Source organism: Guptibacillus hwajinpoensis (genome assembly GCF_020171785.1).
GTDB classification, from domain to species: Bacteria; Bacillota; Bacilli; order Bacillales; family Guptibacillaceae; genus Guptibacillus; species Guptibacillus sedimenti.
On sequence record NZ_JAIVAE010000002.1, the window covers coordinates 613,181 to 626,008 of the forward strand.

Genomic DNA, 12,828 nt, shown 5'->3' on the forward strand with positions numbered 1-12,828 from the left:
GAATCCCTCTATTTATCAATGAGAGCGAGGTGTCACAATGACTGTATCTATGCCGACAGAGTATGATCGGTATCTATTTCATCAGGGAAATTTATTTCAGGCTTATCGTTCAATGGGCGCCCATTTAAGGGAAGAAGATGGACGGTTTGGAGTCAGGTTTACAGTCTGGGCTCCTCATGCTGTAGCAGTAGCTGTAACAGGGAATTTTAATCAATGGGATACCACGTCGCATCGTATGGAAAAAGTGGAAGAGTCAGGACTATGGTCGTTATTTGTAGAACATTTATCAGAAAATGAGCTCTACAAATATGCTGTCGAAACAACTGCAGGGGAGACGCTTATGAAGTCTGATCCTTATGCTTTCTATTCGGAACTGAAACCGAAGACGGCTTCCATCGTAAAAAAAGTTGATCATTTTGACTGGCATGATGCGAAGTGGATGGCGAAACGAAAGAAAACTGCCCCATATGATGGGCCGCTATCCATTTATGAAGTTCATCCTGGTTCCTGGCGAAGGAAAGAAGATGGTTCCTATTATTCCTATAAGGATCTGATGCATGAATTGATTCCTTATGTGAAGGAACATGGGTATACGCACATTGAACTAATGCCGGTAATGGAGCATCCATTTGATCGCTCATGGGGGTATCAAATTACAGGGTACTTTTCAGTCACAAGTCGGTTTGGTGAGCCTGATGATTTAAAAGCGTTTATCGATAAATGTCATCAGGAAGATATTGGCGTGATTCTTGATTGGGTGCCTGCTCATTTTTGTAAGGACGCTCACGGCCTCGGTCAATTTGACGGCGGACCGGTATTTGAACCGTCTGATCCGGCTCGAGCGGAACGACATAATTGGGGAACGTATAATTTCGATTATAGTAAACCTGAAGTGGTCAGTTTTCTTATCTCGAATGCTGTCTTCTGGTTTGACTATTACCATATTGATGGGTTAAGGGTCGATGCAGTTTCACAGATGCTTCTTTATCACCATGATCATGAAAGCGGTGGCGTGGAAGGAGAGAATTCTGCAGCCAAGGAATTTATTCAGAAATTAAATCGAACAATCTTTGAACAATTTCCAAATGCTTTAATGATGGCAGAAGAGTCGACGGATTATCCGTTAGTAAGCGCACCTATTCATGAAGGTGGCCTCGGTTTCAATTATAAATGGAACATGGGATGGATGAATGATGTTCTAAAGTACATGGAGCTCCACATGGATGATCGTAAACACCATCATAACTTGTTAACGTTCTCTTTTTTCTACGCTTTTTCAGAAAACTATTTGTTGCCGCTTTCGCATGATGAAGTGGTACATGGGAAAAAGTCATTACTAAATAAGATGCCAGGTGATTATTGGCAAAAATTTGCCAATCTTCGAACGCTTTATGGGTACATGATGGCTCATCCCGGAAAAAAACTCCTCTTTATGGGAGGAGAATTTGGTCAATTCGTTGAATGGAAAGATTTATCGGAGCTTGACTGGTTGCTTTTTGATTATGATATGCATAGGAAAATGAACGCTTATGTAAAAGAGCTTAATCATTTTTATCTTGATTCAAGGGCAATGTGGCGCATTGATCATGAGTCTGAAGGATTTGAATGGATTGATGCGAACGATAACACCCAGTCTGTCCTCACCTTTATGAGAAAAGGCAAAGCAAAAGGAGATTGCGATATCGCGATTATTAATTTTTCTCCTAATGTGTACTATGATTATCGGATTGGCGTTCCATCTACTGGAACGTATATTGAAATGTTTAATAGCGATCAAGAAAAGTACGGTGGGTCAGGTCAGTTAAACGCAGACGAATTGCAAAGCGAAAAAACGCCCTATCACAATCAACCTTATAGCCTGATGCTTAAAGTACCACCGCTTGGAATTGTTGTTCTCGGCAAAAAAAATAAAAGCAACCTTGAAAGGAGAAATCGCTATGTCTAAAAAACGTTGTGTCGCCATGCTACTCGCAGGAGGTCAGGGGACAAGATTAGGAAAATTAACGACTCGTCTTGCGAAGCCTGCCGTTCCGTTCGGAGGTAAATATCGCATTATTGATTTCACACTTAGTAATTGTAGCAATTCTGGTATTGATACGGTTGGCGTTCTCACCCAATATCAGCCGTACATACTCAATTCATATATCGGAATTGGAAGTTCATGGGATCTGGACCGGAAAAATGGAGGCGTTTCCGTCCTTCCCCCTTATATGGGCCAAAAGGGCGGCGAGTGGTACCGTGGCACAGCGAATGCGATTTACCAGAACATGTACTACATCAAGCAATACGACCCAGAATATGTTCTTGTTATTTCAGGGGACCACATTTATAAAATGGATTACTCTGAGATGCTTGATTATCATGAGCAACGTGATGCGGATGCAACAATTGCGGTTCTTGAAGTGCCATGGAATGAAGCAAGTCGCTTCGGTATTATGAATACGGATGACGAAGATCGGATTGTTGAGTTTCAAGAGAAACCAGATGAACCGAAAACAAATTTAGCATCGATGGGCATTTATATTTTTAATTGGAAAACGCTTGAAAAGTATCTAACAGAAGATGAGCAAAATCCTGGATCTTCCAATGACTTCGGTAAAGATATCATTCCGGCCATGATTGAAGACGAAAAGAACGTATTTGCCTACTCATTTAATGGATACTGGAAGGATGTTGGAACGTTACAAAGCTTGTGGGAAGCAAACATGGATCTTCTCGATGATGACCCAGCCTTGATTCTTAATGATCCTGCCTGGAAAATCTATTCGGTGAATCCAAATCAACCACCACAATATATCGCTCCTCAAGCGAAAGTGACACGTTCACTAGTAAATGAAGGGTGTGTTGTCTATGGAGACGTTTATCGATCGGTTCTTTTCTACGGCGTGCACGTTGGACTTGGAAGTACGATTCGAAATTCAATCATTATGCCAAATGTAAAAATTGGAGCAAATGTAACGATCGAAAACGCGATTGTAGAAAGTGGCACTGTAGTAGAAGATGGTATGTCATTAGGATCAAGTGATGGTTCCATTTCTTTAATCGCTGATGGCGAAATCGTCTCGGTACCAAAATAGAGTAGGGGGATTAAACGATGAAAAAAGTAGTAGGAGTTATTAACCTCGTAGATGAAAAAAACACATTAAGTGAGTTAACCAATCATCGGAGCTTTGCCTCTGTTCCATTTGCAGGGCGGTATCGATTGATCGATTTCTCTTTATCAAACTTAACAAATGCAGGTGTTAACACGGTAGCCGTTTTTACTCGTGAAAAATACCGTTCCTTATTTGACCATTTAGGTTCCGGCCGAGAATGGGATCTCGATCGTCATCAGGGAGGGCTTTTCTTCCAGCCCCCTGCAGATGAAGAACGCAAAAATTCTGGTGACATCCACTCATTTTATGAGAACCTTTCCTTTTTTAAGAGAAGCCTTTCTCATTATGTTCTTGTAACGAACGGGCAGCTTGTCTGGAATGTAGATTTCGATCAAATCATTGACGAACATGAGGCGGAGAATGCTGATATAACGGTTGTATACAAACCTTGCGACGACCCTTATACGAGTGGCAGTCATTATAACGTGTTATATACGAATGATGATGAACGGGTAGATCGGTTAAATTTAGGTGTTGAACCATTGCCTGGAGATAACGTATTCCTGAACACCTTCTTGATGAAATCATCTCTCCTTATTTCTCTTGTTGAAGATAGCATTGAGAGCGGGAAACATGAGAGCATTAATGAAGCAATTGCTGCAAATTTAGATCGTTACCATGTACACGCCCATCATTTTGGTGGATACGTTACCTTCATCGATAGTGTTGAGAGCTACTATCGGTATAGTATGGAAATGCTTGATCCAAATGTGACGCAGGAATTATTTTATAACACGGGTCCTATTTATACGAAAGTTAAGCACGAATCTCCTGCGAAGTATTTAGAAAGCTCCAGCGTGTCGAACTCTTTGATTGCAAACGGGTGTACGATTTCAGGGACGGTAGAAAATAGCATTTTGTTTAGAGGAATTAGAGTTGGAAAAGGTGCAGTTATTAAAAACAGTATCATTATGCAAAAGTGTGAAATTGGTGAGGGTGCAGTGATTGAGAATGTGATTCTGGATAAAGACGTTTCCGTATCACCAAACGAGAAGGTCATTTCAGAAGACCAACCACGCGTTATCGCAAAATCGACTGTCATTTAGTAGGGGGAACTTGTAATGAACGTACTATTTGCCGCATCTGAAGGTCATCCATTTATTAAAACGGGTGGTCTTGGTGATGTGATCGGTGCTCTTCCAAAAGCACTTCAAAAACAGGGAGCGAACGTTTCTGTTATCTTACCTAAATATCAAGATATGAATGAGACGTTTAAAAGTCAGCTTGAATTAAAAGAGACGATTACCGTTTCAGTTGGCTGGCGTGATAAATATTGTGGCATTGAAATGCTTAAGTATGACGGCATCACCTATTATTTCGTCGACAATGAGTATTATTTTAAGCGAAGTGGTAGCTATGGATACTTTGATGACGGTGAGCGCTTTTCATTTTTTTGTAAAGCCGTCTTAGAAGCGATCCCCTATCTTGAAGATCAGCCAGACATTCTCCATTGCCACGATTGGCAAACTGGGATGATTCCTGTACTAAAGAAAGCCCATTATAGAAACCACCCTTACTATGAGGGAATTAAGGTCGTTTATACCATTCACAATTTGCGTTATCAGGGAATTTTTCCGAAGTCCATATTGCATGATTTGCTAGATTTAAGTGAACTTCATTTTAATAATGAAGGAGTAGAGTTTCATGGTAATGTAAGCTTCATGAAAGGCGGACTACTTTATGCAGATTACATTACAACCGTAAGTCCATCGTATGCCGATGAAATTAAGCAGCCGTATTTCGGTGAATACTTGGATGGCGTTATGAGAAAAAGAGAAAATGAATTTACTGGAATTATTAACGGAATTGATACGGACCTTTATGATCCAGCCAGTGATTCGGCTCTTGCTTATACGTATCACGCCTCACACTTACTAAAAGAAAAAAACAAAACCGATCTTCAAAAGAATCTCGGTCTACAAATAGGAGAAGGCATTCCAGTTATTGCCCTCATTACTCGACTTGTCGAACAAAAGGGAATTGATCTGTTCTTCAGAGTCTTGCCAGAAATAATGGAGCAAAAAGTCCAGGTAGTTGTACTTGGAACAGGTGATGAGCATTACGAGCATATGCTTCGAGAAGCACAAGCACGCTATCCTGGTAGATTTTCAGCAAACATTTATTTTGATGATGGTTTTGCGCGCCAGCTATATGCTGCATCTGATTTGTTCTTAATGCCTTCCCAATTTGAGCCATGTGGCATTAGTCAGCTGATCGCGTTACGATATGGTAGTCTTCCCATTGTACGAGAAACTGGTGGCTTAAAAGATACTGTCCAACCTTATAACAAGTTTACAGGGGAGGGGCATGGATTTAGTTTTGCGAACTATAATGCGCACGAAATGTTAGATACAATCCGTCTTGCTCTGGATCTCTATCATCATGATGACATCACGTGGAAAAAACTCGTTGTAAGAGCGATGCGTCTTAACTATTCGTGGGAAGCTTCATCAGTGAAATACTTAAATTTGTACCAAAACCTATTAAAGTAATTTCAATTTTTACCGATAAGAAAAGCAGAGGGGAAACTCTCTGCTTTTTTCGTTAAAAATGCTACAAATTTAAGATAGGAGAAAACGACTGATGATATCATGTACAAAGTGCCAAACGATACCAACCATTCATTCTGCTGGTTATATAGAAATTTTCACTACCGTTCCTCAGCTTAATCAAAGTTTACATGACCTCATGGGCCGAAAGCAGCTAGATCATCCGCTAGTCATTCCTTTTGTTGGTCAAGAAGCTTTAGCGGATGTTTGCCGATTGATCGCTTCGAATTTTAATCAGGCAGCAGTTGACATGTTTTATTGCTCAACATACTCAGAGAATGAAAGGGCGAAAAGTCAACCACTCTCATTCTCGCAATTTTATTCAAGAGTCCAGCACCCTGATTACATAGAAATAATGAAACACTCCCTTTTTACAAGTCATATGCAGCCAATTATCACGCTTGCTGATCAGAGTATTACAGGATATGAATTTTTAATGCGGCCGACGAGTGAAGACTTTCTTTTTTATCCGAACGAATTATTTGAAATGGCAAGACAATCTGGTTTACAGTCATTTCTTGATAGTGCCGCTAGAATTGCTTCACTTAAAGTAAGCGCCTCTCATCTAGAAAATGGGATGAAGCGATTTATTAACTTCTTACCATCTTCCATTTATGATCCTGCTCACTGTCTTCGAACGACGTTTCAAGCTGTGAATGCTTTCAAAATTGATCCGAATGACCTTGTGTTTGAAGTAGTAGAAACGGAAAAAATTAATGAAATTGCTCATTTGAAGAAGATTTTTAAAACCTATCAACAAGAGGGAATGAAGATGGCACTCGACGATGTTGGGGCGGGTTTTGCAACAAGAGAAATATTATTAGAATTAAAACCGGATTATGCAAAGATTGATCGAAGTTTGATTTCCCACAGTGACCAGGACCCTGTTAAACAGAAGTATTTAATTGAAATGGTCTCGTTATCAAAAGAGCAAGGCATTACATTGCTCGCTGAGGGGATTGAACGAAAAGAAGAAGTTGATTTTTGTAGGGAAATAGGAATCCCGCTTGGTCAGGGCTATTATTTTGGACGTCCTGCAAAGGAACCTGTTACAGCTCTACAAGTATAAGTGGAGAGACATGACTAAATTCGAGTGAGTGACGCTTATGGTCAAGAGTTTCATAACTTCTCATACTATTAAGAAAAAGAAGGGGGCTCCCTTCTTTTTCTTATGGAAATTTAGACTGAAAACCGATATGCTTACGACAGATTATAAAATTGAGGTGACGGAATGTTAACGTTTTATCAACGCTATGCACGTACAGCTTTTGATATTGCACTTATCGTATTAACCGTATTTCTAATCATGTTAGTATCTAGTTTTTTATTTGATATTGCAGCACCCATAATCGTAGGGTATGTTATCTTTTTAATCATTGAACCTTTCGCACGGTTTCTACATCGAAAAGGAATTGGGAAGACAGCCGCAACGACCATTTCCACGCTTTTGTTTGTTCTGGTTGTTTTAAGTGTTGTCTTTCTAGCTGGAGCTATCTTTGTTCTTCAGTTACAAAATCTAATCGGCTTAATTCCAGGATATGTTGCGAAGTTTCAAGATCAGATTATGAATTATATTGAATGGGGACAGCTTCAGATAAATGCTCTTCCACCTGACGTACTTGAAAAGGCTCAGGACTTTTCATTAACTCTTGTCGAAAAGGCTTCCTTTATGCTTACTGCATTCTTAAATAGTGTGTTTGCCTTCGTAACGTCAATCCCCACACTGGTCATTAATTTTATTGTCGGAATCGTACTTGCTTATTTTTTAAGTATCGAAATTGAAATGTGGAAACGAATTGCAGTAAAACGCACGCCGAATACGTTTAAGATCGCGTACTACTTCTTAAAGGAGAATGTATTAAGCGGTATTGGAGCGTACTTAAAGGCACAGTTAAAGCTCATAACCATTACGTTTGTTCTCGTTCTCTGTGGATTATGGATCTTGCGAGTAGATAATGCGTTTACTCTTGCTCTATTATCAGCGTTTTTTGATTTATTACCGCTTCTCGGTGTTTCGGCCATTTTTATACCGTGGGCTATTTATCTCTTTGCAGTAGGCCAAACATCTCTTGCAGTATCGCTTTTAATTTTGCTTGGGGTTGTCATGCTTGTAAGACAGATTATGGAGCCGAAAATCACGGGGGATTCTCTTGGTGTGTCAGCCTTTACAATTTTATCCTTTATGATTATTTCACTCTCATTATTTGGGATTTCAGGAGTTATTATTTCACCGATTTTACTCATATTGATCAAAGCTCTTTATGATCATGGGTATTTAAGTAAGTGGATTCATCTTCCTAGTGAGGAATTTTCAAATCCACAGGATAGACGGTAGGAAGGAAGAACGAATGTGAAACGAACGGGAAGTTTAATTATCGTAACGATTATCATTAGTGTTGTGATTGGCTTAATTTTAAAGCAGTCACCGGATTCTTTTTCTCAGCCATTAAAAAAATCCGAAGTACCAGAGGAGTATATTGATCTCTACCGTGAAGCAGGAGATGAATATGATGTGCAATGGGAGCTTCTCGCAGCTGTCCATCGTGTTGAAACAAAATTCTCCACGATGTCGACATTAGAAAGTCCAAAAGGGGCAATTGGCCATTATCAATTTATGCCTTTAACCTGGATTGGTTGGAGTTATGGCGGCAGCCGTCTTGGTGAACTTGATAAGGGTGATTTAGTGGATATTACGGATTTAGAGCTTATTCAAAAACACGGTGGATATGGAAAAGATGGAAACGGTGATGGAAAAGCGGATCCTTATAATCTTAAAGATGCTGCTTATACAGCAGCAAGCTACCTTTCAGCGAATGGAGCTAGTGAGGGAAGACTGGAAAGTGCGCTGTTTGCTTACAACCAAAGCGATGAGTACGTCGAAGAAGTGCTATCATTCTATAATGAATATAAAGAAAACGCGACAGTTGTGAAATTAGATCCTTGATTCAATGTAATGGTACAGTGCTTTCACATATGATAAAATCACGATTAGAAGGGGGCGATTGCGTGAAGATTGTTTCAATCGAACCGACTCCAAGTCCAAATTCGATGAAAATTAATTTAAGTGAAGCGTTACCAGCTGGAGACACGAGGCAGTATAAACTTGAGACTGATCTCACAAATGCTCCAGTGTATATTCAGAAATTAATGGCCGTTCCAGGCGTTAAGGGCCTTTATCATGTGATGGATTTTATTGCACTAGAACGAAATGCGAAATACGCCTGGGAAGATATTCTCCCAGGTGCAAGAGAGGCGTTCGGTGAAGTTGTTGAGGAATACAAAGCATCAGAACAGGCTTCTGAAGATTTCGGTGAAATAAAAGTATCAATCCAAATGTTTCGTGGCATCCCGATGCAAGTGAAGCTAGAAGAAGGGGAATCTGAACAGCGCTTTGGATTACCTGAGCGCTTTATGCAAGCAGCAATGAAAGCCTCATCAGCTTCAGAAAATATGGTGATGGAGCGACAGTGGAAGGAACAAAATCCAAGGTACGGTTCACCTGAAGAAATCGGACAAGAGGTTACGGAAGAAATTGCGGCGACTTACAGTGAAGAGCGTCTTGAAGCACTTGTAAAAGCTGCATTTTCAGATCAAAGTGAATCCATTAAGCAAGAGAAAAAAGTGGTCACCCTTGCGATGCTTGATGATGCTGACTGGAAGGTCAGATACGCTGCACTTGACCGTATGGATCCAGAGCTTACTGATCTACCAGTGCTAGAAAAGGCATTGCAGGATGAAAAAGCTTCTGTACGACGCTTATCAGTCGTTTTCCTCGGTATGATCGAATCGAAGGAAGTGCTTCCGCTTCTTTATCAAGCATTGAAAGATAAGTCTGTTACAGTAAGGCGAACAGCTGGAGATTGTTTGTCTGATCTAGGTTTTGTTGAAGCCATTCCCGAAATGATTGAATCGCTACAAGATCGTAACAAGCTTGTTCGATGGAGGGCGGCAATGTTCTTATATGAAGTGGGAGATGAAACGGCAATTCCGGCACTTGAACAAGCGGCAAATGATCCGGAGTTTGAAGTAAAGATGCAGGCTAGTATGGCGTTAGAGAGGATAAAAGGCGGAGAAGAAGCAAAAGGTTCTGTCTGGCATCAGATGACGCAAGCAAGAAAATCAAATTAAATTCACAGGAGGTATAGGATATGAATCCATACGAAGAATATATGCGTCAGATGGCGCAGCCAATGCGTGATGAATTAACTTCAGCTGGTTTTGAAGAGCTTACAACACCGGATGAAGTAGCAAGCTTTATTACGGAGAAAAAGGGAACCTCACTTGTTTTTATCAACTCCGTATGTGGTTGTGCAGCTGGTCTCGCTCGCCCTGCCGCTCGTGAAGCGATTGAGTATGAAAAGAAACCAGAACATCTTGTAACCGTTTTTGCAGGACAGGATCGTGAAGCAACTGGAAAAATGCGTGAATATCTAGAAGGATATGAACCATCATCACCTTCCATCGCCCTTTTAAAAGATGGTCAGGTACTTCACTTTATTCCAAGAGAAGAAATTGAAGATCACGATGTGGAAGAAATCGTAGCAAACTTGACAGGAGCTTTTGAACAATATTGTTAATGACAAAACTCCACTCATATGAGTGGAGTTTTGCTCGAGTTAATAGGAGGTCGATAAAATGGATCACGTATTTGAACTGCAAGGAAGCTGGAAGGGTGGCCTCTCTGGTGAAGGGATTGTTAAAACGGAAAACCTTACGACAGACGTCTCAATCCCATCGTCAATGGGAGGAAGTGAAAAAGGAACGAACCCGGATGAATTGCTTTTAAGCTCGTCTGCTGCTTGTTATTTTATGACAATCGGATTGTATCTAGAAAGAAATGAAATTCCATTTGAAGATATTAAAATTTCATCTAAATTGACAGTAAGTGATAAAGGAAGGCTTCACGTTGCATCTATTCATCATTATCCAGTCATCTACCTGTCAAATGATCCTAATGAGGCAATGATTGCACGAATTCATGAGATTGCCCATCGAGCAGAGGAAGGCTGTATGATTACAAGAGCGATTAAAGGAAATGTTGATGTTATCGTAGAACCATCTATATCAAAAGTGTGATGTTTTTCACTGAAATCGTTCATTTGTTTTGATAAGCTGACAAAACTTGCCTGTCTTAACCGTTTAGATCCTATTATGAATCTGACCCTTTGCATTTCTTGCGAAAATCATTATAATAAGGTTTTGGAACGGAACTGTGACGGGCAAAATGGAAACAGTGAAATAAAGGAGATAGAAGCATGAATAAAGACTATCGTGTATTATTGTTTTATAAATATGTACAAATTGATCAACCAGAAGAATATGTGGAGGAACACCTTGCATTTTGTAAAGAGCATAACTTAAAAGGAAGAATTCTTATTGCAGAAGAAGGCATTAATGGAACGCTTTCTGGAACACCTGAAGAAACACAGCAATATATGGATATGATGCATGCCGATGAGCGGTTCGCTGATTTATTCTTTAAAATTGATGAAGCTACTGAGCATCCATTTAAAAAGATGCACGTTCGTTTAAGACCAGAACTAGTAACACTTCGTCTCGATAAAAATCATGATCCAAATCAGGTTGGTGGAAAACACTTAAAGCCTGCTGAATGGCGTGAAGCAATGCAGCAAGATGACGTTATTATTCTTGATACTCGCAATGATTATGAGTATGATGTCGGTCATTTCCGCGGTGCCATTCGTCCAGACATTAAGAACTTCCGCGATCTCCCTGAGTGGGTGGAGGAAAATCTTGCTGATCAAAAAGACAAGAAAATTCTGACATACTGTACAGGTGGAATTCGCTGTGAGAAATTCACAGGCTGGATGGTGAATCAAGGATTTGAGGACGTAAATCAGCTTGATGGTGGTATCGTCACATATGGTCAGGATGAAGAAACCAAAGGAGAGCTTTGGGATGGCCAGTGCTATGTGTTTGATGGCCGTATTACAGTTCCGATTAACCAAAAAGATCATGTTGTTGTAGGGAGAGATTACTTCACAGGTGAACCGTGTGAACGCTATGTTAATTGTGCAAGCCCTGAATGTAATAAGCAAATTATTACATCAGAGGAGAACGAACATAAATACTTGCGTGGATGTTCCCATGAGTGTAGAACTTCACCTCGTAATCGTTACGTAGCTGAGCACGGCTTAACGCAAGAAGAGGTCAATGAACGCCTACAAAAATTAATGCAAGAGCATATTGAACAAGAGGTTTAATCAAAAAAGCTAGCTGTCTGCAGACAGCTAGCTTTTTATTTGTCATATCGGATTTTATTTACTTTAAGAAGATGATCCACTTTTGAAAGACGATGGTCTTCTATTTTTTCGAGGTATTGATGAAGCGTTAACTCCATTTGGCAAAGAGCTTGAAATAGGTCACGGTGCCGCAACTCTCGATTTTCTGCAGATAGGGCAGTAAAGCCTGTCAGTATGTTTGGTAGCTCAGTTGAAAGCATTCGCTTTACAACATGGCGCTCCTCAAGGTCAAGCGGCTCAAGTTCAGGTAAGATTTGCCGGAAAAGGTGAATGAGCCTTGTCGCTCTAGAATGAATAACGCCACTAATATAAGCGTGTGTAGCCACTTGCTCTAAATGATTTAGCTGTTCTTTTAAAACCGGATCAATTGCTCCTTGTTCTTGCGTTGCATTTCTACCTATTAAGGCGTGATCCAATAATTTCATGCGCTGAAAAATCCCTTTAAAAAAAGGAGAACGTTTAATACTTCGTTTAATAATTTTTCCTCGATCATTAATTAAAATGGTACCCTGCTTGCATTTACCTGAATCTCGTTTTGCAATCATTTGTCGTTCCCATTGAATGTAGAACTTTTTTGGCGTAGACGAACGGTCTTTTTGGCTATCATATCCAGAAAATAAAATAAGGTTTCGTCGTATTTTTAAATAAACAGTAAATCCTCGTTCTGTACGTTTCCATTTTTGTGGCTTATTTTCTAAAGGGTCGAGTTTATCAATAAATTCATCTAACAACTGCTCCGCGTATGAAAGGAAGTTAGTTGTACTCGCATCCTGAAGTAGTGATGCTTCCACCGTCTTGAATTGCGGTGGTAACAGCTTTTCAAGCCACTGGGGTTCAGAAGAATCGAAAAGCCCCATGGGA

12 protein-coding genes are annotated in these 12,828 nt (G+C 40.1%); 11 read left to right on the plus strand and 1 reads right to left on the minus strand.

Annotation, left to right across the window (positions count from 1 at the left end):
• Window positions 1–37 precede the first annotated feature (37 nt).
• From glgB to LCL91_RS03680, 11 genes are all read left to right on the plus strand, one after another.
• Complete coding sequence (gene glgB, locus LCL91_RS03630) at window positions 38–1,945, plus strand: 1,4-alpha-glucan branching protein GlgB (protein WP_224879999.1); 1,908 nt, start codon at window positions 38–40, stop codon at window positions 1,943–1,945.
• A complete protein-coding gene (locus LCL91_RS03635) occupies window positions 1,938–3,077 on the plus strand; it encodes a glucose-1-phosphate adenylyltransferase (RefSeq protein WP_224880001.1) in 1,140 nt (379 codons plus the stop codon). Before glgB ends, LCL91_RS03635 begins: the two co-directional genes overlap by 8 nt.
• Window positions 3,078–3,094: 17 nt before the next feature.
• Complete coding sequence (glgD, locus tag LCL91_RS03640; RefSeq protein WP_224880003.1) at window positions 3,095–4,201, plus strand: glucose-1-phosphate adenylyltransferase subunit GlgD; 1,107 nt, start codon at window positions 3,095–3,097, stop codon at window positions 4,199–4,201.
• Window positions 4,202–4,216: 15 nt separating this feature from the next.
• A complete protein-coding gene (gene glgA, locus LCL91_RS03645; protein WP_224880005.1) occupies window positions 4,217–5,647 on the plus strand; it encodes a glycogen synthase GlgA in 1,431 nt (476 codons plus the stop codon).
• Between the two features lie 91 nt (window positions 5,648–5,738).
• Window positions 5,739–6,773, plus strand: coding sequence for an EAL domain-containing protein (locus LCL91_RS03650; protein WP_224880006.1), 1,035 nt, complete (start codon window positions 5,739–5,741; stop codon window positions 6,771–6,773).
• 162 nt (window positions 6,774–6,935) lie between these two features.
• Window positions 6,936–8,039 (plus strand): sporulation integral membrane protein YtvI, encoded by a 1,104-nt coding sequence (gene ytvI / locus LCL91_RS03655; protein ID WP_224880008.1) that lies wholly within the window; start codon window positions 6,936–6,938, stop codon window positions 8,037–8,039.
• Window positions 8,040–8,054: 15 nt separating this feature from the next.
• Entirely contained in the window at window positions 8,055–8,648 is a 594-nt protein-coding gene (locus tag LCL91_RS03660) for a lytic transglycosylase domain-containing protein (RefSeq protein ID WP_224880010.1), read from the plus strand.
• A gap of 62 nt (window positions 8,649–8,710) precedes the next feature.
• Complete coding sequence (locus LCL91_RS03665) at window positions 8,711–9,832, plus strand: conserved virulence factor C family protein (protein ID WP_224880012.1); 1,122 nt, start codon at window positions 8,711–8,713, stop codon at window positions 9,830–9,832.
• Window positions 9,833–9,852: 20 nt separating this feature from the next.
• Window positions 9,853–10,281, plus strand: a complete 429-nt coding sequence (locus LCL91_RS03670; protein ID WP_165995577.1) for a BrxA/BrxB family bacilliredoxin — start codon at window positions 9,853–9,855, stop codon at window positions 10,279–10,281.
• 58 nt (window positions 10,282–10,339) lie between these two features.
• Window positions 10,340–10,780, plus strand: a complete 441-nt coding sequence (locus LCL91_RS03675; protein ID WP_224880014.1) for an OsmC family protein — start codon at window positions 10,340–10,342, stop codon at window positions 10,778–10,780.
• Window positions 10,781–10,959: 179 nt separating this feature from the next.
• On the plus strand, window positions 10,960–11,928 hold the full coding sequence (locus LCL91_RS03680; protein ID WP_224880017.1) for a rhodanese-related sulfurtransferase: 969 nt from the start codon (window positions 10,960–10,962) through the stop codon (window positions 11,926–11,928).
• Window positions 11,929–11,963: 35 nt separating this feature from the next.
• Here the strand turns inward: LCL91_RS03680 and LCL91_RS03685 are convergent, their stop codons facing one another.
• The gene (locus LCL91_RS03685; protein ID WP_224880019.1) at window positions 11,964–12,824 is read right to left on the minus strand and encodes a hypothetical protein; all 861 of its coding nucleotides are present in this window, start codon (window positions 12,822–12,824) and stop codon (window positions 11,964–11,966) included.
• Window positions 12,825–12,828 lie beyond the last annotated feature (4 nt).